This is a genomic window from Subtercola boreus, assembly GCF_006716115.1.
Lineage (GTDB): Bacteria > Actinomycetota > Actinomycetes > Actinomycetales > Microbacteriaceae > Subtercola > Subtercola boreus.
This window is the reverse complement of record NZ_VFOO01000001.1, coordinates 1,080,233-1,106,322: the sequence shown is the minus strand read 5'-3', so window position 1 is coordinate 1,106,322 and position 26,090 is coordinate 1,080,233. Positions and strand designations below refer to the sequence as shown.

The 26,090-nt window shown below is 67.9% G+C and carries 22 protein-coding genes and 4 tRNA genes; 12 read left to right on the top strand and 14 right to left on the bottom strand.

Annotated elements, in window-relative coordinates; all coding sequences use genetic code 11:
- Positions 1–63: 63 nt before the first annotated feature.
- On the bottom strand, positions 64–636 hold the full coding sequence (locus tag FB464_RS05155; protein WP_116414817.1) for an HIT family protein: 573 nt from the start codon (positions 634–636) through the stop codon (positions 64–66).
- Positions 636–2,558, bottom strand: coding sequence for a threonine--tRNA ligase (thrS, locus tag FB464_RS05150; RefSeq protein ID WP_246093163.1), 1,923 nt, complete (start codon positions 2,556–2,558; stop codon positions 636–638). The genes FB464_RS05155 and thrS overlap by 1 nt, the downstream gene beginning before the upstream one ends.
- Positions 2,559–2,704: 146 nt before the next feature.
- Here thrS and folP point away from each other — a divergent pair, with 146 nt between their 5' ends.
- Positions 2,705–3,604, top strand: a complete 900-nt coding sequence (gene folP, locus FB464_RS05145; RefSeq protein ID WP_116416579.1) for a dihydropteroate synthase — start codon at positions 2,705–2,707, stop codon at positions 3,602–3,604.
- A gap of 31 nt (positions 3,605–3,635) precedes the next feature.
- Positions 3,636–4,418: a pyrimidine reductase family protein gene (locus FB464_RS05140; protein ID WP_116414819.1), complete on the top strand. Its 783-nt coding sequence runs from the start codon at positions 3,636–3,638 to the stop codon at positions 4,416–4,418.
- A 19-nt stretch (positions 4,419–4,437) separates the two neighbouring features.
- On the opposite strand, the gene FB464_RS05135 is transcribed toward FB464_RS05140, so the two are convergent.
- From FB464_RS05135 to FB464_RS05120, 4 genes are all read right to left on the bottom strand, one after another.
- Complete coding sequence (locus FB464_RS05135) at positions 4,438–4,728, bottom strand: putative quinol monooxygenase (protein WP_116414820.1); 291 nt, start codon at positions 4,726–4,728, stop codon at positions 4,438–4,440.
- Positions 4,729–4,860: 132 nt separating this feature from the next.
- Positions 4,861–4,932: transfer RNA gene (locus tag FB464_RS05130), tRNA-Val, on the bottom strand.
- A gap of 25 nt (positions 4,933–4,957) precedes the next feature.
- A tRNA-Cys gene (locus tag FB464_RS05125) sits at positions 4,958–5,031 on the bottom strand.
- A gap of 36 nt (positions 5,032–5,067) precedes the next feature.
- Positions 5,068–5,139 (bottom strand) — tRNA-Gly (locus FB464_RS05120).
- Positions 5,140–5,315: 176 nt separating this feature from the next.
- Between FB464_RS05120 and FB464_RS05115 the strand changes: the two genes are divergently transcribed.
- Positions 5,316–5,388 (top strand) — tRNA-Val (locus FB464_RS05115).
- Positions 5,389–5,476: 88 nt separating this feature from the next.
- The gene (locus FB464_RS05110) at positions 5,477–6,640 is read left to right on the top strand and encodes a type III PLP-dependent enzyme domain-containing protein (protein WP_116414821.1); all 1,164 of its coding nucleotides are present in this window, start codon (positions 5,477–5,479) and stop codon (positions 6,638–6,640) included.
- 28 nt (positions 6,641–6,668) lie between these two features.
- On the opposite strand, the gene FB464_RS05105 is transcribed toward FB464_RS05110, so the two are convergent.
- From FB464_RS05105 to FB464_RS05095, 3 genes are all read right to left on the bottom strand, one after another.
- On the bottom strand, positions 6,669–7,232 hold the full coding sequence (locus FB464_RS05105) for a type II toxin-antitoxin system PemK/MazF family toxin (RefSeq protein WP_246092939.1): 564 nt from the start codon (positions 7,230–7,232) through the stop codon (positions 6,669–6,671).
- Between the two features lie 36 nt (positions 7,233–7,268).
- Positions 7,269–7,541, bottom strand: coding sequence for a DUF3072 domain-containing protein (locus tag FB464_RS05100; RefSeq protein WP_116414822.1), 273 nt, complete (start codon positions 7,539–7,541; stop codon positions 7,269–7,271).
- A 117-nt stretch (positions 7,542–7,658) separates the two neighbouring features.
- A complete protein-coding gene (locus FB464_RS05095) occupies positions 7,659–7,853 on the bottom strand; it encodes a hypothetical protein (protein ID WP_116414823.1) in 195 nt (64 codons plus the stop codon).
- A 165-nt stretch (positions 7,854–8,018) separates the two neighbouring features.
- Between FB464_RS05095 and FB464_RS05090 the strand changes: the two genes are divergently transcribed.
- Positions 8,019–9,707: a long-chain-fatty-acid--CoA ligase gene (locus tag FB464_RS05090; RefSeq protein ID WP_116414824.1), complete on the top strand. Its 1,689-nt coding sequence runs from the start codon at positions 8,019–8,021 to the stop codon at positions 9,705–9,707.
- A gap of 114 nt (positions 9,708–9,821) precedes the next feature.
- On the opposite strand, the gene FB464_RS05085 is transcribed toward FB464_RS05090, so the two are convergent.
- Both FB464_RS05085 and zapE read right to left on the bottom strand, forming a co-directional pair.
- Positions 9,822–11,129, bottom strand: coding sequence for an ammonium transporter (locus tag FB464_RS05085; protein ID WP_116414825.1), 1,308 nt, complete (start codon positions 11,127–11,129; stop codon positions 9,822–9,824).
- A 235-nt stretch (positions 11,130–11,364) separates the two neighbouring features.
- Positions 11,365–12,402, bottom strand: a complete 1,038-nt coding sequence (gene zapE, locus FB464_RS05080; RefSeq protein ID WP_116414826.1) for a cell division protein ZapE — start codon at positions 12,400–12,402, stop codon at positions 11,365–11,367.
- 62 nt (positions 12,403–12,464) lie between these two features.
- Here zapE and FB464_RS05075 point away from each other — a divergent pair, with 62 nt between their 5' ends.
- Complete coding sequence (locus tag FB464_RS05075; RefSeq protein ID WP_116414827.1) at positions 12,465–13,370, top strand: sulfurtransferase; 906 nt, start codon at positions 12,465–12,467, stop codon at positions 13,368–13,370.
- Entirely contained in the window at positions 13,367–13,813 is a 447-nt protein-coding gene (locus FB464_RS05070) for a SufE family protein (protein ID WP_116414828.1), read from the top strand. Before FB464_RS05075 ends, FB464_RS05070 begins: the two co-directional genes overlap by 4 nt.
- A 119-nt stretch (positions 13,814–13,932) precedes the next feature.
- On the opposite strand, the gene FB464_RS05065 is transcribed toward FB464_RS05070, so the two are convergent.
- Positions 13,933–15,198 (bottom strand): alpha/beta hydrolase family protein, encoded by a 1,266-nt coding sequence (locus FB464_RS05065; protein WP_116414829.1) that lies wholly within the window; start codon positions 15,196–15,198, stop codon positions 13,933–13,935.
- An 87-nt stretch (positions 15,199–15,285) separates the two neighbouring features.
- On the opposite strand from FB464_RS05065, the gene FB464_RS05060 reads away from it, so the two are divergent.
- The 4 genes from FB464_RS05060 to FB464_RS05045 all read left to right on the top strand — a co-directional run bounded on the left by FB464_RS05060 (position 15,286) and on the right by FB464_RS05045 (position 20,571).
- Positions 15,286–15,897 carry a DUF3000 domain-containing protein gene (locus FB464_RS05060; RefSeq protein WP_116414830.1) on the top strand — a complete coding sequence of 204 codons (612 nt, stop codon included), beginning with the start codon at positions 15,286–15,288 and terminating at the stop codon, positions 15,895–15,897.
- The gene (locus FB464_RS05055) at positions 15,890–17,131 is read left to right on the top strand and encodes an HRDC domain-containing protein (RefSeq protein ID WP_116414831.1); all 1,242 of its coding nucleotides are present in this window, start codon (positions 15,890–15,892) and stop codon (positions 17,129–17,131) included. The genes FB464_RS05060 and FB464_RS05055 overlap by 8 nt, the downstream gene beginning before the upstream one ends.
- Positions 17,132–17,210: 79 nt before the next feature.
- Positions 17,211–18,419, top strand: a complete 1,209-nt coding sequence (locus FB464_RS05050; protein ID WP_116414832.1) for a thiolase family protein — start codon at positions 17,211–17,213, stop codon at positions 18,417–18,419.
- Positions 18,420–18,435: 16 nt separating this feature from the next.
- Complete coding sequence (locus FB464_RS05045; RefSeq protein ID WP_116414833.1) at positions 18,436–20,571, top strand: 3-hydroxyacyl-CoA dehydrogenase NAD-binding domain-containing protein; 2,136 nt, start codon at positions 18,436–18,438, stop codon at positions 20,569–20,571.
- Between the two features lie 77 nt (positions 20,572–20,648).
- On the opposite strand, the gene dxs is transcribed toward FB464_RS05045, so the two are convergent.
- The gene (dxs, locus tag FB464_RS05040) at positions 20,649–22,592 is read right to left on the bottom strand and encodes a 1-deoxy-D-xylulose-5-phosphate synthase (protein WP_142206613.1); all 1,944 of its coding nucleotides are present in this window, start codon (positions 22,590–22,592) and stop codon (positions 20,649–20,651) included.
- A gap of 130 nt (positions 22,593–22,722) precedes the next feature.
- On the bottom strand, positions 22,723–23,997 hold the full coding sequence (locus tag FB464_RS05035) for a virginiamycin B lyase family protein (RefSeq protein WP_116414834.1): 1,275 nt from the start codon (positions 23,995–23,997) through the stop codon (positions 22,723–22,725).
- A 145-nt stretch (positions 23,998–24,142) separates the two neighbouring features.
- On the opposite strand from FB464_RS05035, the gene FB464_RS05030 reads away from it, so the two are divergent.
- Positions 24,143–25,843, top strand: coding sequence for a YncE family protein (locus FB464_RS05030; protein WP_142206612.1), 1,701 nt, complete (start codon positions 24,143–24,145; stop codon positions 25,841–25,843).
- The last annotated feature ends 247 nt before the right edge of the window (positions 25,844–26,090 follow it).

Sequence of the window (26,090 nt, the reverse complement as noted above, 5' to 3'; positions counted from 1 at the left end):
ACAGACAGTCCGTCCGGCCGGTGTCACACGAGTTCTACACAGAGTAGAATCTATGGTCGCCTGTCAGGCTGTCGGCCACGCCGCGGCGACGGCCGCGCGTACCTCTCCAAGGAGTTGGGGCAGCGCCTTGGTCTTGGCGATGATCGGGAAGAAGTTCGCGTCGGTCGCCCACCGCGGAACGATGTGCTGGTGCAAATGGTCGGCGATGCCGGCCCCGGCGATGCGGCCCTGGTTCATGCCGAGGTTGAAGCCGTCGCACCGCGACACCGTGCGGAGCACCCGCATCGCCGTCTGGGTGAGGCTCGCGATCTCCGCGGTCTCCTCCGTGCTCGCCTCGTCGTAGAGCGGGATGTGGCGGTAGGGACAGACCAGCAGGTGACCGCTGTTGTACGGGAAGAGGTTGAGCAACACATACGCGTGCGTGCCCCGGGCGACGATCAGCGACTGTTCGTCATCCAGAGTCGGAGCGATGCAGAACGGGCACTCCGCCTCGCCCGGCTGGGTGCCGTTCTGGATGTAGACCATGCGGTGCGGGGTCCAGAGACGCTGGAACTCGTCGGGCACGCCGGCCATCGTGCTCGAATCCGTGATCTCGACGCCGTCGAAATCGACGGGCACGTCGTCGCCGCCTGGCATCAGGCCTCCCCGGCCGTGGTGACCTGCACCTTGTTCTCGATCGCCGCCACGATGCGGTCCACCGCGTCGGCGATGGGCACGGCGTTCTCCTGGCTGCCGTCGCGGAACCGGAAGCTGACGGTGCCGGCCGCCCGGTCATCCTCACCGACGATCAGCAGGAAGGGCACTTTCTCTTTCGTGTGGGTGCGGATCTTCTTCTGCATCCTGTCGTCCGAGCGGTCGAGCTTGGCCCGCACACCCTTCAGCTTCAGCTGATGGATGACCTCGCCTAGGTACTCCTCGTACTGTTCGGCGATCGGGATACCCACCACCTGCACGGGCGAGAGCCAGACGGGGAACGCTCCGGCGTAGTGCTCGGTGAGGATGGCGAAGAAGCGCTCGATCGACCCGAACAGGGCACGGTGGATCATGATCGGCTGCTGGCGGGTGCCGTCGCTGGCGGTGTACTCCAGCTCGAAGCGCTCGGGCTGGTTGAAGTCGAGCTGGATGGTCGACATCTGCCAGGTGCGGCCGATCGCATCGCGGGCCTGCACCGAGATCTTCGGGCCGTAGAACGCCGCTCCGCCGGGATCGGGTACGAGTTCGAGGCCCGACTCGAGCGCGACCTCGCGGAGGGTCTCCGTCGCGCTCTCCCAGAGGTCGTCGGCCCCGATGAACTTCGGGTTCGTGGCGTCGCGGGTCGAGAGCTCGAGGTAGAAGTCGTCGAGGCCGTAGTCCTTCAGCAGGTCGAGCACGAACTGCAGCGTCGACGTGAGCTCGGGCTTCACGAGCTCGGGGGTGACGTAGATGTGCGCGTCGTCCTGCGTCATGCCGCGCACGCGGGTGAGACCCTGCAGCGTGCCGCTCTTCTCGTAGCGGTACACGGAGCCGAACTCGAACATGCGGAGCGGGAGCTCGCGGTAGCTTCGACCCCGCGCCCGGAAGATGAGGTTGTGGTACGGGCAGTTCATCGGCTTCAGGTAGTAGTCCTGGCCCTGGCGGGTGATGTTGCCGTCGGCGTCGCGCTCCTCATCGAGGTGCATCGGCGGGAACATCCCGTCGGCGTACCACTGCAGGTGGCCGCTGGTCATGAAGAGGTTCGCCTTGGTGATGTGCGGGGTATTGACGAAGTCGTACCCTGCCTCGATGTGCCGCTTCCGCGAGTAGTTCTCGAGCTCCTGGCGGATGATTCCGCCCTTGGGGTGGAACACCGCGAGACCCGATCCGATCTCCTCGGGGAACGAGAACAGGTCGAGCTCGGCACCGATGCGGCGGTGGTCGCGCTTGGCGGCCTCCTCGAGGCGTGCCTGGTGGGCGCGCAACTCGTCTTTCGAGGGCCAGGCGGTGCCGTAGATGCGCTGCAGCTGCGGGTTCTTCTCCGACCCGCGCCAGTAGGCGGCGGCCAGGCGGGTGAGCGCGAAACCGTTGCCGATCATCCGGGTGTTCGGCAGGTGCGGGCCTCGGCAGAGGTCGCTCCAGACCGTCTCGCCGGTCTTCGGGTCGACGTTGTCGTAGATGGTGAGTTCCGTGCCGCCCACCTCGACCGACTCGTCTTCGGCCGCAGAACCGCCCTTGATGCCGATCAGCTCGAGCTTGTACGGCTCGTTCGCCAGCTCCGCGCGCGCCTCGTCTTCGGTGACGACCCGGCGCATGAACCGCTGGCCCTGGCGGATGATGCGCTCCATCGCCTTCTCGAGCGACTTCAGGTCGTCGGGGGTGAACGCGGTGGTGACGTCGAAGTCGTAGTAGAACCCGTCGGTGACGGGCGGGCCGATCCCGAGCTTCGCCTCCGGGTTGATCGACTGCACGGCCTGCGCCATCACATGGGTGGCCGAGTGCCGCAGGATGTTCAGGCCGTCGGGCGACGAGATCTCGACACCCTCGACGTAGTCGCCGGGCGCTGCGGTCGCCGCGAGGTCCCGCAGTTCGCCGTTCACCTTCATGGCCACGATCGTTCGCTCGGTGAACAGTTCGAATCCGGTGCTGGCGTTCTCGACCTGGATGATGTCACTCACGTACGGGGGCTCCTCGGTATAGCTGTTCTTCGGGCGATGCGTGCTGTCAACTTTAGTGCTGCGAAGATGGAGCCATGACCGAAGCATCGGGCCTCTACCTGCCGCCGATCGCCGAGCCGGTGAGGATGATCGGCAGGCGTCGATTCGACTTTTCGAGGCAGATCGCGGTGATGGCGATCGTGAACCGCACGCCTGACTCGTTCTATGACCAGGGACGAACGTTCGCGCTCGACCGGGCCGTCGCCGCGGCCGTCCGGGCCGGCGCTGAGGGAGCGGACTGGGTCGACATCGGCGGCGTGCCCTTCGCGCCCGGCCCCGAACTGCCCGCGGCTGAGGAGGCCGAGCGGGTGCTTCCCGTAATCGAGGCGCTCGCCGCGTCGTCGGACGTCGTCATCTCGGTCGACACGTTCCGGCCCGAGGTCGCGGCGGCGGCGATCGCGGCGGGGGCCTCGGTGATCAACGACACCACGGGAATCCACGACCCCCGGCTCGCCGAGGTGGTCGCCGACAGCGACGCGACCCTCGTCATCACGCACTCGCGGGCGAAACCGCGGCAGCTTTTCCCACGGCCGCAGTACGCGGATGTCGCGGGCGAGGTCGCCGGATTCCTGGCGTCCCGGGTGGAGCTGGCCCTCAGCCGTGGCGTGCCGGCGTCGCGCATCATCGTCGACCCGGGCCACGACCTCAACAAGAACACCATGCAGACACTCGAGTTGACGCGCCGGCTGCCCGAGATCGCCGCCCTCGGGTTCCCCGTGCTGGCCGCCGTCTCGAACAAGGACTTCATCGGCGAGACCCTCGACAAGCCGAAACCGGAACGTCTCGCCGGCACCCTTGCGGCCGCCACGGCGAGCGTGCTGCTCGGGGCACGCATCGTACGGATGCACGAGGTCGCCGCTTCGGTTGACGCCATGCGGATGCTCGAAGCCATCCTCGGCTGGCGGCAGCCCGTCGACCCCCGGCACAACCTCTGAGCGACTGAACCGCCCGCGAAAGGCATGACCGATGAGTGATGACATCATCCAGCTCCACCCTGTGGCAGGTCACCCTCCGTCGGCCCTCACCGATGCGCAGCTGCTCGCCCTGTATGCGCCCGCGTCGCGCGCTGAGCGTCACGTGCGCGCCAACTTCGTCTCGAGCATCGACGGTTCGGCGACGGCCTCCGGGCTGTCGGGTGCGCTTGGCGGTCCCGCCGACAAGCGGGTGTTCGACCTGCTCCGGCAGCTCTCCGATGTGGTGCTGGTGGGCGCAGGAACCGTTCGTTCGGAAGGTTACGGCGCGATGCGCCTGGCACCGGATGCTGCGGACTGGCGCTCGCGCAACGGGCTCCCCGAGCATCCGGTGTTCGCCATCGTGAGCGGCCGCCTCGACCTCGACCCGTCGAGCGACGTCTTCGCAAAGGCCCCGGTGCGCCCCCTGGTGCTGACGGTCTCGTCTGCGCCCGCCGACAAGCGTGCGGCGCCCGCCGACAAGCGTGCGGCGCTCGCCGAGGTCGCCGACGTCGTCGACTGCGGCGCATCGACCGTCGAGGTCGGGCCGCTGCTGGCCGCCCTCGAGGCCCGGGGGCTGCTGCAGGTGCACTGCGAGGGCGGGCCGTCACTGCTCGGATCGCTCATCGCAGCTGATGCCCTCGACGCCCTGTGCCTCACAACGAGTCCGGCGCTCGAAGGCGGCGACGGGCCGCGCATCGTGCACGCCGGTGAGCCGGTGCCGCTTCGAGCGATGACGCTCGACCACCTGCTGCTCTCCGGAAGCATGCTGCTGTCGCAGTACTCCCGCGCGCGCTGAGACGGCGCGTCGCGGACGGTCAGGCAGGAATGAGCGGGTTGATGTCGGGAGCCTCAGCGAGGTGCTCGCTGGCGATGCCGAGTGCTGTCGCAATGTGCGGGGTCTTCATGTGCCCGTCGAGGTCGTCCCCGGAACGCCACTTCTCGATCGTGATGAAGGTGGACGGGTTCGCCGCCGACACGAAGAGCTCGTAGCTGAGGCAGCCCTCCTCCGCCCGGGTCGGTTCGACCAGTGCGCGGAGAGCATCCCCGACGATCTGCTCGGAGCCCGGCTTCGCCTTCAGGATGGCGACGACGTTCAGATCTGGCATGGTCTCTCGTTTCCCTGGCCGGCGACGCTGCCGGGTCCCGCGAGGCTAACACGCCGGCCCGTGGCCGCGACAGGCTTCTGATCGTTGGCGGAGACAGAAATGGCCCCGAACGTATCGGGGCCATTTCTACGGTGGGCGGTACTGGGATCGAACCAGCGACCTCTTCCGTGTCAGGGAAGCGCGCTACCGCTGCGCCAACCGCCCATTGTGTTGCATTTTTCTGTCGGAGTGGAGGTGGCGACGGGATTTGAACCCGTGTGGACGGCTTTGCAGGCCGCTGCCTCGCCTCTCGGCCACGCCACCATATGGAGGTTTGCCCCAAAGGTACATCTTCACTCGAGCGGATGACGAGATTCGAACTCGCGACCCCAACCTTGGCAAGGTTGTGCGCTACCACTGCGCCACATCCGCATTTCACTTCTTGCTCGCATTACTGCGTGCTCGGAAGACTCTACCGGAAGCCTCCGCACAAAACAAAACCGGCCGGAGCGCGTGTCGTCACGTCGTCCCGATGTGCGTTCGGGGCCCGCTGTCGGCTAAGATCGACGAGCACGAGATGGGGTGGCCGAGGCTGCTCCGACACTCTCGGGCGATTGGCGCAGTTGGTAGCGCGCTTCGTTCACACCGAAGAGGTCATCGGTTCGAGTCCGGTATCGCCCACACTTCAACCCCCGACACTCCGCCGTCCGGCGTGAGTTTCGGGGGTTGTTTCGTTCCCCCCGCACACCGTCTTACCGGAGGTTCTGCCGTGGCCACATCCGACGACCTGCCCCGTATGGTGCTGCACGATGCGGCCATCGAGAACAACATTGCCCTGATGGCCGCGTTCTGCGAGAGCTCGGGCATGCTGCTCGCTCCCCACGCGAAGACGCACCTGTCGAAGGAGCTGTGCGACCGCCAGCGGGCGGCGGGTGCCTGGGGCCTGACGGCCGCCACGACCTCGCAGGTTCGGACTCTGGTCGCGTTCGGCGCGCCGCGCATCCTGCACGCCAACCTGCTGGTGGATGCCGCGGCCATCGACTTCGTTGCGTCGACCTTCCTCGCCGCCGACCGGGCGGTCGAGTACCTCTGTTACGTCGACAGTGCGGCCGGACTCCAGCTGCTCGAGCGCCGACTGGAGACGCTCGCCCCGGCCCGAACGCTGCGGGTGCTCGTCGAACTAGGGTTCACCGGTGGCCGCACGGGCGTTCGGAGCGAATCGGATGCCCGGCAGCTCGGTCACGCCGTCGCCGCGTCGAACCGGCTGGAACTCGCCGGCGTGGCGGGCTACGAGGGCCTGATGCCGCAGGGCGATGGGGTGTTCCCGGATGCTGCGCCCGAACTTCTGGCGGGCATCCGGCGGCTCGCCACATACTTCCACGAGCAGGGTCTGTTCGCCGGCACGCCCGTGGTGACGGCGGGTGGCAGCTCGTACTTCGACCTCGTGGCTGCGGAGCTCGGGCCGCAGAACTTCGGTTTCGAGGTGCTCCCGGTGCTGCGGAGCGGCTGCTACCTCACGCACGACCACGGTGTGTACGAGCGCACGTCGCCGTTCGGAGCAGAGCTGCGGTCGGGGATCCTCGGCCCGGACGCCGGCTTCCAGGCGGCCTTCGAACTGCAGGCGAGCGTGTTGTCGACGCCGGAGCCCGGCCGGGTGATCGTCGGCTTCGGTCGACGGGAGGTACCGACGGATGACCGGCTGCCGGCCGTCCTGGGCGACCTGTCCGGCGTGCTTGACACCTCGGGGTGGACGGTGACGGGCGTCAACGACCACCACGCCTACCTCCGGGTGCCGACGGATACCCGGGTGGCCCCGGGCACGGTGCTGCGCTTCGGCATCGGCCACCCGTGCGGCGCCTTCGACCGGTGGCGCAGCATCCCGCTCGTGGACGAGCACGACGCGGTGATCGGCGAGCTCACCCCCGCGCTCTGAGCGCCGCCCCCAACGCAGAATCCGCAGCTCAGAAGCGGTAGCGCTGCTGCAGGGCTTCGGCGACGCGGGCGTAGGTCGGGGCATCCAGAGCGGAGCCTTCGCGGCGCATGCCGCCGTCCGTCACGCGGAACAGCCGGTCGAGGCGCACCCACGACGGGCGTCCGGAGGGATCCCAGGGACCGGCACCGAGTTCCAGCGCGCCCCGGTCGTCGGGATGCGCCTTGCTCGTGAGCTGCACGGCCAGAACCGAGTTCGCGCTGAGTCGCGCGAGCACGAGAACGGGTCTGTCTTTTCCGCGGCCGTCGTTCTCCTCGTAGGGAACCCAGGTCCAGACGACCTCGCCGGGATCGGGCCGCGCGTCGCGCTGCGGGGAGTAGCCCAGACGCTGGTGGCCGAGCGTCCGCGAATCGATCTCGACGGTGCGCGCGCCGTTCGACGGCTGGGGTGGTGTGCGCGTGCTGCCCGGCGATCGTGGCGCAGGCCGGGTGCCCGAGCCCCGGGTGGAGGTGCGCTCCGACGGGGCCCGGCGGCTCGTCAGTCCGGAGGCGATCGACCGCAGGACGGTGCTGAGCAGATGCGAGAAGGAAGGCACGGACACCAATGTACGTGACCGGGCCCTCCCCGGGTCTCAGCTCTGCTGCCCGCGACCCGTCTCCTGCTGCAGGCGGTCGATCTGCTCCGAGGCCTCCGCCTTGGTGAGGTCGGCGGAGAGCGTCTCCCCCGCCTCGTGAGCGAGCGTGTCGAGGTAGCTGCGCTGCGGGCCGGTCATCGGCTCGTCGCCGGTGACCCAGTCGCTCGGGTCTTTGCTGGCGCTCGTGCTGGGGTCGGGCCGGTCGCCGCCGAGGGTCTCGCCGGTCGGTTCGGTCTCGTTGGGTTCAGTGCTGTCGTTCGTGTCAGTCATGACGCCAGAGTAAATCAGCCGGCCGACACTGCCACAAAAACGCGGAGGGCCTTGACACCGCACCCGCAGGTGCAGAGCCAAGGCCCTCGGCTGGCGAGAGATCCCGCCTCGCAGCTCCTAGTCGCGCAGGTTCTCTTTGAACTCGTTCTTCGCCTCGGTGGCGTCGCGGTTCTGCTCCGCCTTCTTCACCTCTGCGTCGGCTTTGGCTTCGTCGGCCTTGTCGGAGATACGACCCTTGGTGTCTTCGAATGCACGGCTCAGCTTCTCGCCGGCCGCTTCTGCTGCTTCTTTGGCGTTGTCAAGAAGTCCCATGTCTTCCGCTCCATCTCTTCGTCGGTGCCGGCTCTGCGGCACATCTTATTCTCAGCGTAGTGAAGCGGGAGCGGCACTCCCAAGCCATTGGCAGGCATTCACGGCCCGTGCTAAGGCAACATAATGAGGAGGAGGCGACGAGGCCGACGAGAGGCAGCAGAAACCATGACCAGCACCAGTTCGAGGCCCTGGCTCAGCAGCTACGCAGACGGCGTACCGCACGACATCGACCTTCCCGAGGGGTCGCTCGTCGATCTCATCGAGGGCTCGGTGAAGCGCTTCGCGAAGAAGCCGGCGCTGGTGTTCTTCGGAGCCGAGACCAGCTACCGGGAGCTCGGCGACCAGATCGCGCGCGCCGCGGAGGGTCTTCGGAAGCTCGGCGTGGGCAAGGGCGACCGCGTGGCGCTCGTGCTGCCGAACTGCCCCCAGCACATCGCCGCCTTCTACGCGGTGCTGCGGCTCGGGGCGATCGTGATCGAGCACAACCCGCTCTACACCCCGCGGGAACTCCGGCACCAGTTCGAGGACCACGGCGCCACCGTGGTGATCGCCTGGGACAAGGTGGTCGACACGATCCAGAGGATGCCCGACGACGTCGCCTTCGAGCACATCGTCTCGGTCGACCTCACCCGCGCGATGCCGCTGCGCACGCGCATCGCGCTCCGCCTCCCGGTGAAGAAGGCACGGGATGCCCGGACTGCCCTGCACGCCAGAGTGCGTCGCACGATCGACTGGCGGTCGCTGCTCGAGAACCGGCGCATCCGCACGTCCCACCCGCGCCCGGGCGTCGACGACATCGCCCTGTTGCAGTACACGAGCGGCACCACTGGCACGCCGAAGGGCGCCATGCTCACGCACCTCAACCTGCACGCGAATGCGCTGCAGGGTCGCGCGTGGCTGCCGGGGCTCGAGGAGGGCAGCGAGGTCGTCTACGGAGTGCTCCCGATGTTCCACGCCTACGGCCTGACGCTCTGCCTCACGTTCGCGATGAGCGCCGGCGCGCGGCTGGTGCTCCTCCCCCGCTTCGACGTCGACCTGGTGCTCGACGCGGCGAAGAAGCATCCACCGACCTTCCTGCCGGCCGTTCCCCCGATCTACCAGCGGCTCGCCGAAGCAGCAGAGAAGCGCGGGACCGACCTGTCGGGCATCCGGTTCGCCATCTCGGGCGCGATGAACCTGCCCCCGGCGACCGTGGAGCTGTGGGAGCGGGTCACCGGCGGACTGCTCGTGGAGGGCTACGGGCTCACTGAGACCTCCCCCGTGGCGCTCGGCAACCCGGTCGGACCGACCCGCCGGGCAGGCACCATCGGCGTGCCGTTCCCGAGCACGGAGGTGAAGGTCGTCGACCCCGACGATGTGACGAGCGAACGCCCGACGGGCGAGGCCGGGGAGCTGCTCATCCGGGGCCCGCAGGTCTTCCAGGGCTACTGGCGGAAGCCCGACCAGACCCGGGAGGTGCTGCTCGACGACGGCTGGTTCCGCACCGGCGACATCGTCTCGATCGACACGGACGGCTTCGTGACGGTGGTCGACCGGATCAAGGAACTGATCATCACGGGCGGCTTCAATGTGTCGCCGAGCGAGGTCGAGGACGCGCTCCGCCAGCACCGGAGCGTCAAGGATGCCGCTGTGGTCGGCCTGCCGGGCAGCAACGGCGGCGAGGATGTGGTCGCGGCCGTCGTTCTCGCTGAGGGCGCGTCGTTCGACGAGAAGGCCCTCCGCGACTTCTGCCGCGAGGCGCTGACGGCCTACAAGGTACCGAAGCGCATTGTGGTTCTGGATGCCCTGCCCACCTCGCTCATCGGCAAGGTGCTGCGCCGGAAGGTCCGCGACGACCTGCTCGGCAAGGACTGAGAGCACGGTCGACAACCCAGGCTGACAGCGCGGTCGACAACACAGAAGCCGGGCGCCCCTCCCGAAGGAGAGACGCCCGGCTTCTGTGCAGAACCTGTGGTGCAGGTGGTGGGATCAGGCGGGGTCGAGCGCGTAGCTCTCTTCGCCGTGGACCACGGTGTCGACGCCGGCGACTTCGTCTTCCGTGCTGATACGGAAGCCGATGGTCTTCTGGATCGCCGTGCCGAGCAGCCAGGCGATCACGAAGGAGAACACGAGCACGGCGCCGGCACCGACCGCCTGGGCGCCCAGCTGGCTGAGCGGGGTGGCGTCGCCGTTGGCGATCCGGTCGATCAGGCCGATGCCGGTACCGAAGATACCGATGTAGAGCGTGCCGATGATGCCGCCGACGAGGTGGATGCCCACGACGTCGAGCGAGTCATCGAAGCCGAGCTTGAACTTCAGCTCGATCGCGAGGCAGCAGACGGCACCGGTGATGAGGCCGAGCACCATGCCCCAGCCGGGCGTCAGGATGTTACAGGCCGGGGTGATGGCGACGAGGCCCGAGACCGCTCCGGATGCCGCACCGATCGAGGTCGGCTTGCCGTCCTTGATCTTCTCGACGATCAGCCAGCCGAGGATGGCCGCTGCGGGAGCCGCGAGGGTGTTGATCCAGGCCAGGGCGGCGACGCCGTCGACTCCGGCTTCGGAACCGGCGTTGAAGCCGAACCAGCCGAACCAGAGGAGCGCAGCGCCGAGGAGGGTCAGCGGCACGTTGTGCGGCTTCTGGATGCCCTTCTGGAAGCCGATGCGCTTGCCGAGAACGAGAGCGAGAGCGAGACCCGCGGCACCGGCGTTGATGTGCACCGCTGTACCACCGGCGAAGTCGTTCACCCCAAGGCCGAAGACGATCCAGCCGCCGTCTGACGTTGCACCGTCGGTGAGCGTGAAGTTGAACACCCAGTGCGCGACCGGGAAGTAGACGATCGTCACCCAGAGGAAGGCGAAGAGCATCCAGGAGCCGAACTTCGCACGGTCGGCGATGGCGCCCGAGATCAGGGCGACGGTGATGATCGCGAAGGTCGCCTGGAAGCCGGCGAATGCGAGTCCGTACAGGTTCGGGCCAGAGCCGTCGGGCGCGGAGACCAGGTCACCGAGCAGGAACTGGCCGCTCGGGTTTCCGAGAACGCCCTTGATCAGGTCGTTCGAGGTGTCGCCTGCGACGGTGCCGAAGGCGAATCCGTAGCCGTAGAGCACCCAGAGGACGCCGACGAGACCCATGGCCCCGAAACTCATCATCATCATGCTGACAACGCTCTTCGCCTTGACCATGCCGCCGTAGAAGAACGCTACGCCGGGAGTCATGATCAGAACGAGTGCTGCTGCGACAAGAAGCCACAGCGCGTTGATCGTGGTGGTCAGGTCTCCAATTGTGGGATCCATCGAAAAGTTACCTCTCTCGAACCGAGTTGTTGCACCGGTGCGCAGATTCCCCCACTGTCGGGTCTGCATTCGCCTCGGTTACGCCATCACTATCGCGGGTTGAGGTTTCGGCTGAGGTGAAAGTATGTTTCGTGCAGGTAACGCGATCAGACCCTTTGTAACAAACATGTTTCACCGAGCCGACAGTTCGATTGAGGTTTGTGGCCCCCGCTTTGGGGGAACGGATGAGAGGGTGTTACCTCTGCGTCGAGGCGATCAGACGGGAGACGGAGCGCAGGTACTTCTTGCGGTAGCCACCGTTCATCATGTCGCCGGCGAAGACACCGTCCAGGGGCACGCCGGAGGCGAGAATGGGCAGCTGGGCGTCGTAGACGCGGTCGATGAAGGCCACGAAGCGCAGGGCGTCGGTCTGGTTCGTCAACTCCACGACATCGGTCAGCACCAGGGCGTCGAGCGAGTCGAGCAGCTTCACGTACTTCGACGGGTGCAGGGAACCGAGGAACCGGATGACCTCCGAGAAGCCGTCAGCAGTGAAGGTCCGCCCGGCGGCAGCCAGACGGCCGACCTCGACCTCCAGCTCCTCGGCCGGGAACGTCTTCGCATGTCCCTCGATGTCGCGGCGGCGGTAGTCGGTGCCGTCGATGCGGATGATCTCGAACCGGTCGGCCAGCGCCTGGATCTCGCGGAGGAAGTCCTGGGCCGCGAACCGCCCCTCGCCGAGCGCGTTCGGCGGCGTGTTGGATGTCGCGGCGATCTTCGTGCCCGTGGCGACGAGGTCGCCCAGCAGCCGTGTCATCATCATGGTGTCGCCCGGATCGTCGAGCTCGAACTCGTCGATGGCGATGAGCTTGGAACCCTTCAGCAGGTTCACCGTCTCGAGGTAGCCGAGGGCGCCGACGAGCGCCGTGAATTCGATGAAGGTGCCGAAGTACTTCGGCCCCGGGGCGGCATGCCAGAGGGCGGCGAGCAGATGGGTCTTGCCGACGCCGAATCCGCCGTCGAGGTAGATGCCGGGCTTCGCGGCGGGCAGCTTCTTCGCGCGGGAGAAGAACCCCCCGCCCTTCGCCGGAGCCCACGATGCTGCGAAGTCGCGCATCCGGTGCAGTGTTTCGCCCTGTGACGGGTAATCCCGGTCGGGCCTGTAGGACTCGAAGGATGCCGTGTCAAACTGGCGGGGCGGCACGAGCACCGCCGCCATCTCGGCGCCCGAGAGTGTCGGGCGGAGATCGACGAGGTGCAAAGGAATAGTTGTACTGCCGCTGTCAGTTGTCATCACTGAGTATTAAAGCGCAATGAGGAACGTCCGGCCGCACGGCCGTTACTGGAGGTCACACCATGGCTGTCGAAACCGACACCACACCGAAGTTCGCCGAATACGCCCACCCCGACCGGCTGGTCAGCACAGAGTGGCTCGCCTCGCATCTGGGCGATACCGATCTGGTGGTCGTGGAGAGCGACGAAGACGTGCTGCTCTACGAGACGGGCCACATCCCCGGGGCCGTCAAGATCGACTGGCACACCGACCTGAACGACCCGGTCACCCGCGACTACATCTTCGGCGAGCAGTTCGCCGTGCTGGCCGGCTCCCGCGGCATCGACCGCAACTCGACCGTGGTCATCTACGGCGACAAGAGCAACTGGTGGGCGGCGTACACACTGTGGGTGTTCAGCCTCTTCGGCCACGAAGACGTGCGCCTGCTCGACGGCGGCCGCGACAAGTGGATCGCCGAGGGCCGCGACGTGACGACCGACGAACCCGCGATCATCCCGAAGGAGTACCCGGTCTCCGAGCGGAGCGACGTCGAGATCCGCGCCTTCAAGGACGACGTGCTCGACCACCTCGACGTGGGCGGCAAGCTGATCGACGTGCGCTCTCCCGAGGAGTACAGCGGTGAGCGCACCACGGCCCCGGCCTACCCCGACGAGGGCGCGCTCCGGGCCGGCCACATTCCGAGCGCCCACAATGTGCCGTGGGCGAAGGCAGCCGCTGAGGACGGTACCTTCAAGCCGCTCGCCGACCTCAACACGATCTACCGCGAAGGCCTCGGCCTCACCGACGACGACGACGTGATCGCCTACTGCCGGATCGGCGAGCGTTCGAGTCACACGTGGTTCGTGCTCACCCACCTGCTCGGCTTCGAGGGTGTTCGCAACTACGACGGCTCGTGGACCGAGTGGGGTTCCGCCGTGCGGGTGCCGATCGTGAAGGGCGCTGAGCGCGGCGAGGTGCCGACGGCGTGAGCGGTGCCGAACTGCCCGACTCCCTCGCGGAGATCCGCGACGACTTCCTCGCCCTCACGCTGAAGGAGCGGCTGCAACTGCTGCTCGAGTTCTCGAACGAGCTGCCCGAACTGCCTGCGCGGTATGCCGAGCATCCGGACCTCTTCGAGCGTGTCGAGGAGTGCCAGTCACCGGTGTTCATCTTCGTGGAGGTCGACGGGAGCGACGTGGTGCACCTGCACGCGACCGCACCGAAGGAATCGCCGACCACGCGCGGTTTCGCGTCGATCCTCGCGCAGGGCCTCGCCGGCATGACCGCCGACGAGGTTCTGGCGGTTCCCGACGACTTCCCGCAGATGATCGGCCTGATGGAGGCGGTCTCACCCCTCCGGGTGCGCGGCATGACCGCGATGCTCGGCCGCACGAAGCGCCAGGTGCGCGAACGGATGCACGCCGCCACCTGACCCCGTCGCATCCCGCCCCCGTCGCATCCCGCCCCGGTTACATCGAGTGGGCGATTTGGGCCCCAAAACACGTGTTTTGGGGCCCAAACTGCCCACTCGATTGCCTGGGGGACGGGGGGTCAGAGGGCGCGGGACGTGATCCAGGTGCGGATGGCGGCGGTGTAACGGGCCGGGTCGTAGTTCCAGAGGCGAACGTGCTTGGCGATCGAGAACGGCACGAGCGTGACGAGGTCGGGGCGCGCCTCGGCCAGCTTCCGCGAGGCGGTCGACGGCACGAACCCGTCGTCGTCGCTGTGCAGGATGAGCACCGGGAACGAGATCTCCGAGGCGCGCGCCACGAAGTCGAGTCGCTTGAAGTCGATCGGCTGCTGCTGCCCGGTGACGACCTTGCCGACGGCATTGCCGATCGTGGCCATCACGGCCTGCGAGATGGGTTCGGGCAGGTGGTTGAGGTGCCCCTGGAACACGATCGTGTCACTCCACGCGACCACCGGCGAGTCGAGGATGACCGCGTCGATCCGGTCCCGGAACTCCGACCGTGTCGCGGCCTGCAGCACGGTCGCCCCGCCCATCGACCAGCCGAAGAGGGTGATGCTCGTGGCGCCGTGCGAGGTCGCGTACTGGATTGCCGCGTCGACGTCGTGCCACTCGGTGTCCCCGAGCGCGTAGCGGCCGTCCGAGCTCCGCGGCGCCTCGCCGTCGTTGCGGTAGGAGACCTGCAGCGCGGTGAAGCCGAGTTCGTGCAGCAGCGGCAGCGCGCGGATCGTCTCGGCCCGGCGCACCCCCCGCCCGTGCACGGCGATCACCCAGCGACCGGGCCGTGCACCCGGCGCTTCCGCATCGGGCCGCACGAGCCAGGCCGGCGCCGGGCCGAGTTCGGTCTCGACGACCACGTCTTCGACGGGCAGCCCGAGCTCGCGCGGATCGAGGTAGTACCAGCTGCCGAGACGGCCCCAACGGGCATCCTGCAGCTGGCCGTAGTCGACCCGTTCCAGGCTCCGGATGACGCGGCCGCCGCCGACCCGCACGATGTCGCCGATGCGGGCGTGCCCGGTGCCGTTCGCGAACCAGAGGCTGTAGCGGCCGGGCACCAGCGAGTCCGCCGAGACGCCGAGCGTGATCGTTCGCGCCTCGAGGTCGACCGCGTGGATGCGGAGCGTCTCCTCTGCCGAGTCGGTGGGGATCACGACGGAGCGCGAGAACTTCGCGGTGACGAAGGCCAGCCCGGCCGTGGCCAGCGTCGCCACGGAGCCGACGGCAATGGCCGTGATCGCCCACGCGGGCACTCCCCCGCGCTGCTGTGCTTCCCCACGCCGCTGTGCTCCCCCGCGCTGCGGTGCTCCCCCGGGAGCCTGGGTCTTCACCTGTGCCTGTTCGAGCGACATTCGACCACCTTTCCACAGCCCGCCGAGTGGCGGGCGACCGACGGCGTGCCTCCCAGCAGACACACGAAAAAACTCTAGTCTGGCGACGTGTCCGATTCTCCCTTCAGCCCTGCTCTGCCGGCGGCTTTCACTGCGGCTCTCGGTTCACTCCGCCAGGCGGTCGCCCGGCCCGAACTCGTGATCAACGAGATCGCTTCGCCGGCCAACCTGGCGCCGTACTCCCTGGCCCTCAGCGCCGATGTGCGGCAGACGGGTGCCACGCCCCTCCGGCACGGATCGGACAGTGATCTCGGCACCGGCCGTTTCATCCTGCTGCATGACCCGGAAGAGCCCGAGGCCTGGGGCGGGGCGTTCCGCGTGGTGTGCTTCGTGCAGGCGCCCCTCGAGACGGAGATCGGGCTCGACCCGTTCCTGGCCGATGTCACCTGGTCGTGGTTGATCGATGCGCTCGACACGAAGGGTGCAGACTATTCCCATGCATCCGGAACGGCGACGAAGATCATCTCGTCGGGCTTCGGGGAACTCGCAGTGCAGGGCGACGGAGCCCAGATCGAACTGCGGGCATCGTGGACACCGGGAGACGAACAGATGAAGGCGCACGTCGAAGGGTGGGGTGAACTGCTCTGCATGCTGGCGGGGCTGCCTCCCGTGCCCGAGGGAGTGAGCCTTCTCCAGGCGAGGCGCCAGGCGCGTGACTGAGCCGGCCTCCACCCCCACTCCACCGTCCAGCGAGCCCGCCACACCGCGTGACGTCATCGACACGCGCGAAGGGTACCTCGCGGCGGTCGAACGGATCGCCGCTGGCACGGGTCCACTTGCGATCGACGCTGAGCGGGCATCCGGCTTCAAGTACTCGCAGCGCGCCTACCTGATCCAGCTCTATCGGCGGGGGGCCGGCACCTTCCTCTTCGATCCGCCTCCGATCGGCTCGTTCGCCGAACTCTCCGAGCTCATCGCCGACGAGGAGTGGGTGCTGCACGCCGCCAGCCAGGACCTGGCCTGCCTTCGCGAGGTCGGACTGGAGCCGACCCGCATCTTCGACACCGAACTGGCCGCGCGGCTGCTCGGCCTCCCGCGCGTCGGCCTCGGTACCGTCGTGGAGGAGTTGCTGGGCATCCATCTCGCCAAGGAGCATTCCGCGGCCGACTGGTCGACTCGCCCGCTGCCCGCGACCTGGCTCGAGTACGCGGCGCTCGACGTCGAGTTGCTGATCGATGTGCGCGACGTGATGGTCGACCTGCTCGAGCAACAGCAGAAGACGGAGATTGCGGCGCAGGAGTTCCAGGCCACTCTCGACAAAGAGGCCAAGCCGCCGGCCGCAGAGCCGTGGCGGCGGCTCTCGGGGGTGCACTCGCTCCGCGGGGCGCAGAATCTGTCGGCGGCCCGGGAGCTCTGGCTCGCGCGGGATGCGCTCGCCCAGGAGCTGGACGTCTCGCCGGGACGGCTCGTTCCCGACCTCTCTCTCACAGCGGCCGCGCGGGCCCTCCCCGCGTCGAAACGCGATCTGGCGGCCATGCGCGACTTCACCGGGCGGGCCTCCCGCTCGGAGCTCGACCGCTGGTGGAACGCGATCGAGGTCGGTCGGGCCTCCACGGAACCGCCACAGGCCACCCGGAACGGTGACACGCTGCCGCCGCCTCGCAGCTGGTCCGACCGCAACCCCGAGGCGGATGTGCGCCTGAAGGCTGCTCGCCAGGCCCTCGTCGAGGTCGGTGAGGAGCGCAACATCCCGCTCGAGAACCTGCTGACCCCCGAGCTGCTGCGACGCGCGGCGTGGACCCCGCCGGCACCGGTGACGACCGAGACGATCGGCGAAGCGCTGCAGAAAGCCGGGGCGCGGCCGTGGCAGATTGAGCTAACCGCACAGCCAATCGCCCAAGCCTTTGTAGAAGCCCACCAAAAGCTTCGGGATGACGCGGAGAGCGCGCCGTAGGAAGCAACAACCGATTTCGGGCCAAAATCAGGCGTGCATAGGCTGAAAGAACCTGAATACCTGAAAGGCATGAGGCACAGTGGCCGAAATATCTGAAGTCGTCTTTGTTGATGGAGTCCGCACCCCCTTCGGGCGTGCCGGCGAAAAAGGAATGTACTGGAACACGCGCGCCGACGACCTGGTCGTCAAGGCGATGCTGGGCCTGCTCGAGCGAAACCCGAACGTCCCGCACGACCGCATCGACGAGGTCGCGATCGCCGCGACCACGCAGCAGGGTGACCAGGGCCTGACGCTGGGACGAACCGCAGCACTGCTCGCCGGCCTGCCGAAGTCGGTGCCCGGCTTTGCGATCGACCGGATGTGCGCCGGCGCCATGACGTCGGTCACCACTCTCGGCAGCGGTATCGGTTTCGGTGCCTACGATCTCGTCATCGCGGGCGGTGTCGAACACATGGGTCGGCACCCGATGGGTTTCGGGGCCGACCCGAACCCCCGGTTTCTCTCGGAGAAGATCGTCGGCTCCGAAGCCCTGAACATGGGAATGACGGCCGAACGCATCCACGACCGCTTCCCGGCCCTCACGAAGGAACGCTCGGACCGTTACGCGCTCCGCAGCCAGCAGAAGGTCGCTGCCGCCTACGAGGCCAACAAGATCCAGCCCGACCTCATCCCGGTCGCCACCCGGAGCGAGAGCGGCTGGGGGCTCGCCACCCGTGACGAGGCCCCCCGGCCCGAGACCACGATGGAGGGGCTCGCAAGCCTCCGCACGCCGTTCCGGCCGCACGGCCGCGTCACCGCCGGCAACTCCTCCGGCCTCAACGACGGCGCGACCGCGAGTCTGCTCGCCAGCGGGGCGGTCGCCAAGGAGTTGGGCCTCACGACCAAGATGCGCATGGTGAGCTTCGCGTTCGCCGGTGTCGAGCCCGAGATCATGGGCATCGGCCCCGTGCCGTCGACCGAGAAGGCGCTGAAGAAGGCGGGCCTCTCGATCACCGACATCGGGCTCTTCGAGCTCAATGAGGCATTCGCGATCCAGGTTCTGTCGTTCCTCGACCACTTCGGCATCGACGACGACGACCCGCGCGTGAACGAATACGGTGGAGCGATCGCCATCGGGCATCCGCTCGCCTCGTCCGGTGTGCGCCTGATGAACCAGCTGGCCCGCCAGTTCTCCGAGCACCCCGACGTGCGCTACGGCATCACCGCGATGTGCGTGGGACTCGGCCAGGGCGGCACCGTCATCTGGGAGAACCCGAACTACGACCGGAAGGCGAAGAAGTCGCGCTGACGCGGCGATCCTCATCATGACGAACTACGCTGACATCGATTTCACCGATCTGCTCGAATTCTCCGCCGACGAGGTCGTCACGCACTCGTATGTGCGCGACATCCCGTTGCCGAGCGGCAAGGTGCTCGCCCTCGTGACCCTCGACAACGGCCGGGACCACACGCGCCCGTCGACGCTCGGGCCGGTCACCCTCCTCGAATACGGGCAGACTCTGGATGCTCTTGCCCTCCGTGCGGCCGCCGGCGAGATCCATGCCGTGGGTGTGACCGGCAAGCCGTTCATCCTCGCCGCCGGAGCCGACCTCAGCAAGGTCGGTGAGGTCTCCTCCCGGGACCTGGCCAAGAAGATGGCCCAGCTCGGCCACCACACGCTGTCGAAACTCGGCTCGGTCGGCGTGCCCTCGTTCACGTTCATCAACGGGCTCGCCCTCGGTGGCGGGGTCGAGATCGGCCTGAACGGCGACTACCGCACCGTCGACTCCGGAATCGCGGCCGCTGCGCTGCCCGAGGTCTTCCTCGGCATCATCCCCGGCTGGGGCGGCGCCTACCTGCTGCCGAACCTGATCGGCATCGAGAACGCCCTCAAGGTGATCGTCGAGAACCCGTTGAAGAACAACCGCACCCTCAAGGGGCAGGATGTCTTCGACCTCGGCATGGCGGATGCGATCTTCAGCTCGGCGAACTTCCTCGAGGAGTCGCTCGTCTGGGCCGACGGCGTGCTCACCGGTCGCATCACGGTCAAGCGGGCCAACGAGCCCGGTCGTGTCGAGCGCATGGTCAAGTGGGATGCCGCGATCGGCATCGCCCGCAAGATGCTCGAAGGCCGGATCGGCACGGTGGCGAAGTCGCCGTACGTCGCCCTCGACCTGCTCAAGGCAGCGAAGTCGGGCACCCGCGAGGAGGCGTTCGAGCGCGAGGATGAGGCGCTGGCCGATCTCGTGGCCGGGGATCAGTTCCGCGCGAGCATCTACGCCTTCAACCTCGTGCAGAAGCGGGCCAAGAAGCCGGCCGGCGCACCCGACAAGGCCCTCGCCAAGAAGGTCACGAAGGTCGGCGTCATCGGCGCGGGCCTGATGGCCTCGCAGTTCGCTCTCCTGTTCGTTCGTCGCCTGAAGGTGCCGGTGATCATCACCGACCTCGACCAGGCCCGTGTCGACAAGGGGCTCGACTACATCCGCGGCGAGATCGCCACGCTGCTGTCGAAGAAGCGCATCTCCCCCGACGAATCGAACCGCCTCAACCACCTCATCTCGGGCACCACCGACAAGGCCGACTTCGCCGACGCGGACTGGGTCATCGAGGCCGTCTTCGAGGAGCTCGGCGTCAAACAGGACGTCTTCGCCGACATCGAGCAGTACATCTCCGAGACGGCTGTGCTGGCGACGAACACCTCGTCGCTCTCGGTCGAAGCCATCTCGGCGAAGCTTGCGCATCCGGAGCGCGTCGTCGGCTTCCACTTCTTCAACCCGGTGGCTGTGATGCCGCTGGTGGAGGTCGTGAACACACCGCTCACCGATGAGGCGACGCTGTCGACCGCGATGGTGACCGCAGCAGCACTGCGGAAGAACGCAGTCATCACCCGCGACACCCCCGGGTTCGTCGTGAACCGCATCCTCGCCAAGCTGCTCGGTGAAGCGATGCACGCCGTCGACACCGGAACCCCGTTCGACGTCGTCAACACGGCTCTGGATCCCTTCGGGCTGCCGATGTCCTCGTTCGAGCTGCTCGAACTCGTGGGCCTGAAGGTCGGTGCGCACGTGCTCGACACGCACCATGCGGCGTTCCCTGACCGGTTCTTCGAGAGCGAGAACCTGCACAAGCTCGCCGAACACGGGAAGATCTTCGAACGCGATGCCAAGGGCAGGATCAAGGGCTTCGACAAGACCGCGGTGAAGATCGTCTCGGGCGGCACAACGCCGATGACGGGCGACGAGATCCTGCGGCGCGTCGAAGACGGCCTGGCCGACGAGATCCACCGCATGCTCGAGGACGACGTGGTTCACGCGGCCGAGGACATCGACCTCTGCGTCATCCTCGGAGCCGGCTGGCCGTTCCAGATGGGCGGCGTCACGCCGTACCTCGACCGTGTCGGTGCCTCGGAGCGCGTCTTCGGGGACACGTTCCATCACCCGCGCATCGCGGGCGTCGCCTAAAACGATACGCGCCTGTTTGTCGCTTCTGCGCGTGCGCGCGCAGGCGCGGAAGCGACAAACAGGGGCGCTTTCCCGGGCTAGTGGGAGTCGAGCTGACGGGACGAGTCGGCGTCGTCGGGCAGAGGGCGGGCGTGCGGGATCTTGCTGCCGATGACCTGGGCCACGATGTCGCGGGCGATGTGCTGCGGGGTGAGTCCGGCCCGTTCGAGGATCTCGCTGCGTGACGCGTGGTCGAGGAACTCGTCGGGCAGTCCCAGCTCGGTCAGCGCCGTGTCGACGCCGGCCGCGCGGAGATCCTGGCGGATGCGCGTTCCGACACCGCCGACCCGGATGCCGTCCTCGAGGGTGACCACGAGACGGTGTTCGGCGGCGAGGTCGATGAGGCTCTTCGCCACGGGCACGACCCAGCGCGGATCGACGACAGTCGCTCCAATCCCCTGGGCTGCGAGACGCTCGGCCACCTCGAGACCCATGGCCGCGAACGGGCCGACGGTCACGATGAGCACATCCTTCTGGGGGGCGTGCCGCAGCACATCCACTCCGTCGGCCAGGCGCCCGACGGCATCGATCGTCGCACTCGCCGGGCCCTTCGGGAAACGCACGACGGTGGGTGCGTCATCCACAGCGATCGCCTCGGCGAGTTCCTCGCGCAGGCGCTCGGCATCGCGGGGGGCGGCGAGCCGGATGTGCGGCACGACCTGCAGGATGGCCAGGTCCCACATGCCGTGGTGGCTCGGGCCGTCGGGGCCGGTGACGCCGGCACGGTCGAGCACGAACGTGACGCCGGCCTTGTGCAGCCCGACATCCATCAGCACCTGGTCGAACGCACGGTTGATGAACGTCGCGTAGAGGGCGACCACCGGATGGAGACCGCCGAAGGCGAGGCCCGCGGCACTGGTCACGGCGTGTTGCTCGGCGATTCCGACATCCAGCACCCGGTTCGGAAAGCGTTCGGCCATGGCGTGGAGCCCGGTGGGCCGGAGCATGGCAGCGGTGATGCCGACAATCCGGTCGTTGGATGCCGCGAGCTTTGCGATCTCGTCGGAGAACACGCTCGTCCACGACGGGCCGGACGACGCGCCGCCGATGGGCTCGCCCGTCTCGGGATCGATCTGTCCGACGGCGTGGAACTGGTCGGCCTCATCGTTCCGGGCGGGCTCGTAGCCGCGGCCCTTCTCGGTGATGGCGTGAACGATGACGGGGCCGTGGTACTCCTTGGCCTGGTGCATCGCCTCTTCCACCGCGGCGAGGTCGTGCCCGTCGACGGGGCCGATGTACTTGATCTCGAGGTTCGAGTAGAGCGCTTCGTTGTTGGTCAGGCGGGCCAGGAAACCGTGCATTCCGCCCCGGGCTCCGCGGTAGATCGCGCGGCCGGCCGCACCGAAGTGCCCGAACAGTCGCTCGCTCGAGTGGTGCAGGTCGCGGTAGCCGGCCTTGGTGCGCACCGAGTTGAGGTAACGCGCCATACCACCGATCGTCGGTGCGTAGGAGCGCCCGTTGTCGTTCACCACGATGACGAGGTTGCGGTCGTTGTCGTCGCTGATGTTGTTCAGCGCCTCCCAGGTCATTCCACCGGTCAGGGCGCCATCGCCCACCACCGCCACGACGTGCCGGTCCGCCTGCCCGGTCATGGTGAAGGCGCGGGAGATACCGTCGGCCCAGCTCAGGGAGCTCGACGCGTGGGAGCTCTCGACGACGTCGTGCTCGCTCTCCGAACGCTGCGGGTAGCCGGCGAGGCCACCCTTCTCGCGGAGGCGGCTGAAGTCCTGCCGCCCGGTGAGGAGCTTGTGCACATAGGACTGGTGGCCGGTGTCGAACACGATCGCGTCGTGGGGCGAGTGGAAGACCCGGTGGATGGCGATGGTGAGCTCGACCACGCCCAGGTTCGGGCCGAGGTGGCCGCCGGTCTTCGAAACCTCGGCGATGAGGAAGTGCCGAACCTCTGCTGCCAGCTGCACCAACTGCTCCGCAGTCAGGGCGTCGAGGTCGCGTGGCCCGTGGATCCGTTCGAGAAGTGTCACGTGTTGCCCACCTTTCGAGTTCTCGTCGCCCGGAAGAGGGCGTCCCACGAGTCTATAAGTGGTTCATGAGAACCCCCGAAGGCTGGCACGAGCTTGACACCGCGTGCCGCCCGCCACGATACGCCAGGGCTCAGCGCACGACGGTCAGCACCTCGTGCTGCGGGGGCGTCACTCCCCAGTGGTTCGCGGCCACGACGTCGAAGGCATAGGTGCCGGGCACCGTCGGTGTTCCGGTGAGATGGCCGGTCGATTCGTCGAGGGTCAGGCCCGGCGGCAGCACCCCGACACTCACGATGAGTTTCGTGGCGAGACCGGTGGTCGCGACATCCAGGGCCGCCGGCAGACCGCGCCGCACTGTGGAATTCAGAGCCGGGGAAGGCAGCGTGGGAGCCAGCTCGACCTTCCTGACGGCGCCGGAGACGTAGTCGGCTGCGAAGAGGGCGCTGCCCGACAGCGTCACAGCGCGTATGAGCGATCCGGGGCCGAGATCGGCGATGGATGTCGCGGGGCTGCCGGTCGCATCGAGCACAGTGACCCCGTGGGAGAGTTCGTCACCCACGAACGCGTCGCCGAACGCATCGAGCAGCACCCCTGTCGGGTGATGCGGGCCGGCCGGCAGGGCGGCGTTCGCCTTCAGCACGGAACCGTCGGAAGCGAACGTCGAGACGGCCCCGCTGGAGGAGGTGACGACGACGGTGCCCCAGGGATCGACGGCCACTCCGAACGGACCAGTGGGCAGGCCCGGGCCCTTCGGCAGCGCGGCGAAGACCTCGCGCACAGCGCCGGAGGCGGAGACCTTCGAGATCCGATCGGTCTGGGTGTCGGCCACGTAGAGACTGCCTGCCGCGTCTGCAGTGAGCCCGAGCGGCCGGTCGGCGGGGTCGAGGCGCGCGAAGACGGGCGTCACGGCGCCGGTCGCGGCGATCTTCGTGATGGTCGAGGTGCCCCAGTTGGCGGCGAACACGTTCCCTGCCGGGTCGGACGTGATGCCGCGCGGCATCGCCCCGACACCGTCGTACGCCCAGTAGGGGATGGCGATGCCGGTCGGCGAGATGCGGGTGACCGAGTCGGTGCCAGCGCAGGCCACGAAGAGGTAGCCCTTCGGGTCGATCGTCATCGCCTGGGGCCGGGCCGCCGTACCGAGCGAGGCGAAGACCCGGGTGAGCACGCCGGTCGGGGTGACCTTCGAGACAGTGGCGTCACCTTCGTTCAGCACGAAGATGGTGCCGGCGGCATCCGTCACCGCGGCGACGGGTTTGGCCGAGGGGCCGAGGTCGGCGACGAGGGCGTCGAGTGGCTTCGCGTCGGCAGAGGTGGGGGTGATCCCTGTCAGCGCCAGCGCGAGTGAGCCGGTGACGATGGTGACCGCGAGGGCGACGGCACGGCGGCGGATGATCGGCTTCACAGGAATCCTTTCGGGGGTCGGGCGCGGATGCCCGGCAGTCCCCCCGTACTGAGATTCTCTCACTCTCGGCAAAGAATATCCACCACTGGTCTTTCGACCTCCCGTGTATGTACTTCATGACAGAAAGTCATCTACTGTGGTCAGCATGCTCCGAACGCACCACTCCCCGCACCGCTCCGTCTTCGCGCTGGCGGCCCTTCTCCCCTTCGCCCTGGCCGGGATGCCCGGCAGTGCCGCCGCGGTGACGACGGTCTTCGTCGTCACCTCCACACTGACGGTGCAGGATCCCCTCACCGTGGGCGTCGACACCGTCGACCACACTCTCTACGCCGTCAACAGCACCGGATCGACGGTGACCGTCTTCCGCGGGGGTGTCTTCGTTCGCGCGCTGAGCATCGGTGCCGACGCGACCGCCGTAGCGGTCGACAGCACCACGCACACGGCGTACATCACCAATGCGGGCTCGGGCAACGTCACGGTGATCCGTGCGGATGCGGTGGTCGCGACGGTCGGGGTCGGCACAGCGCCCACCTCCGTCGCCGTGGATGACACGACGGGAACCGCGTACGTCGGCAACCGTCTGAGCAACACGGTGTCGATCATCCGTGAGCCGGCACCGGGTGCGTTCGCTGCGACGACCGTCGCGGTGGGCAACACGCCCGTGGCCGTCGCTGTCGACACCTCAACACACACGGCCTATGCGGTGAACACGCTGTCGACCAACGTCTCCGAGATCGTCGGCACTGCCGTCGTGCGAACCGTGAGCGTCAATGCAGACCCGAACGCGATCGCCGTCGACAGCATTACGCACACGGCGTATGTCGTCAACAACACCTCGCAGAACGTCTCGATCATCGTCGGGACCGGAATCGTGGCGGCAACTGTGCCGGTCGGTGCGAATCCGCTCGCGGTCGCCGTCGACACCGCGACGCACACGGCCTACGTGCTGAACGCGCAGTCGACGAACGTCACCGAGGTCCGGGGCGGTGCGGTGCTGCGCTCCGTGAGTGTGAATGCCGACCCCGACGCGATCGCGGTCGACAGCGTGACCCATAGGGCCTACGTCGTGAACAACACCTCGCAGAACGTCTCCGTCATCGACGGCGAATCGATCCTCACGCAGACGGTGCCTGTGGGTTCGGATGCCCGGCAGATCGTGGTCGACCCCTCCCTCGGCACGGCCATCGTCGCCGACTTCGGCACCGACCGGTTGTCGGTGATCAGCCGCCAGACGAGCCCCACGATCACCAGCGGCGCCCCGCCTGCCGCCGCCATCGGCGTGCCCTACACCTTCACGATCACCGCCAGCGGAACGCCGCTGCCGACGCTCGCGATCACGGGTGCTCTCCCGCCCGGCCTCGCCTTCACCGCCGTGCCCGGCAGCGGAACCGGCACCATCAGCGGCACACCGACGTCGCTGCCCGTCTCACCCGCTCCGTTCATGGTGACGGCCTCGAACGGTGTCGACCCCGCAGCGACAGCGACCTATTCGCTCGTCGTACAGCCCGCCCCACCGCCGCCCACAACGCCGCCGACGCCCCCGATCGACCCGCCCGCCCCCGGTGGCACCGTCGGCGGTGGCGCCGCAGGCAGCGGTGCGGCAGGCTCCGGCGGGCCTCGCGGCCCCGGCATCGGTGGTGGCGGCAGTAGCACCGGATCGTTGGCTGCCAGCGGATCGGGTGCGGAGGTGCGACACCTGGCTTCGACGGGATCCGACACCAGCGCCGTGCTGACTGCCGTGACGGCCGCCCTGGCGGCGATGATCATCGGCGTGGCCGCGACACGGTTGGCCCGGAGGCGCGTCCACGCTGCCGCCCACACCCACCCCGTCCGCCGCAGGCGCTGAGACAACGACAGTGTCGCGCCTTTCGTTCGCGGGACCCGGTCCACCGCCCGCGCGATGAGATCCGGGCCGCGTCATTCACCGAACCGGCGGCCACAGCCGGATCCCCGGCCGATAGCGCGGCGGATGCCGCCAGGGGCGCCCGTTCCGCGAATTCCGCGACGCGAACCACTGCCCGACGGGCACCGGGCAGCCGGAACAGCGAAACGGCCCTCTCCATAAAGGAGAGGGCCGTTTCGGCGGAAGCGAC

Excerpts from the sequence above, each read along its gene's own strand:
- FB464_RS05095 (WP_116414823.1), bottom strand. The coding sequence starts at position 7,853 with ATGGGACTTCTTGACAACGCCAAAGAAGCAGCAGAAGCGGCCGGCGAG.
- FB464_RS05065 (WP_116414829.1), bottom strand. The coding sequence starts at position 15,198 with ATGTCGCTCGAACAGGCACAGGTGAAGACCCAGGCTCCCGGGGGAGCA.
- FB464_RS05140 (WP_116414819.1), top strand. The coding sequence starts at position 3,636 with ATGAGTGATGACATCATCCAGCTCCACCCTGTGGCAGGTCACCCTCCG.
- FB464_RS05100 (WP_116414822.1), bottom strand. The coding sequence starts at position 7,541 with ATGACTGACACGAACGACAGCACTGAACCCAACGAGACCGAACCGACC.
- FB464_RS05135 (WP_116414820.1), bottom strand. The coding sequence starts at position 4,728 with ATGCCAGATCTGAACGTCGTCGCCATCCTGAAGGCGAAGCCGGGCTCC.
- zapE (WP_116414826.1), bottom strand. The coding sequence starts at position 12,402 with ATGACAACTGACAGCGGCAGTACAACTATTCCTTTGCACCTCGTCGAT.
- FB464_RS05045 (WP_116414833.1), top strand. The coding sequence starts at position 18,436 with ATGACGAACTACGCTGACATCGATTTCACCGATCTGCTCGAATTCTCC.
- FB464_RS05030 (WP_142206612.1), top strand. The coding sequence starts at position 24,143 with ATGCTCCGAACGCACCACTCCCCGCACCGCTCCGTCTTCGCGCTGGCG.
- folP (WP_116416579.1), top strand. The coding sequence starts at position 2,705 with ATGACCGAAGCATCGGGCCTCTACCTGCCGCCGATCGCCGAGCCGGTG.
- FB464_RS05155 (WP_116414817.1), bottom strand. The coding sequence starts at position 636 with ATGCCAGGCGGCGACGACGTGCCCGTCGATTTCGACGGCGTCGAGATC.
- thrS (WP_246093163.1), bottom strand. The coding sequence starts at position 2,558 with ATGAAGGTGAACGGCGAACTGCGGGACCTCGCGGCGACCGCAGCGCCC.
- FB464_RS05090 (WP_116414824.1), top strand. The coding sequence starts at position 8,019 with ATGACCAGCACCAGTTCGAGGCCCTGGCTCAGCAGCTACGCAGACGGC.
- FB464_RS05075 (WP_116414827.1), top strand. The coding sequence starts at position 12,465 with ATGGCTGTCGAAACCGACACCACACCGAAGTTCGCCGAATACGCCCAC.
- FB464_RS05085 (WP_116414825.1), bottom strand. The coding sequence starts at position 11,129 with ATGGATCCCACAATTGGAGACCTGACCACCACGATCAACGCGCTGTGG.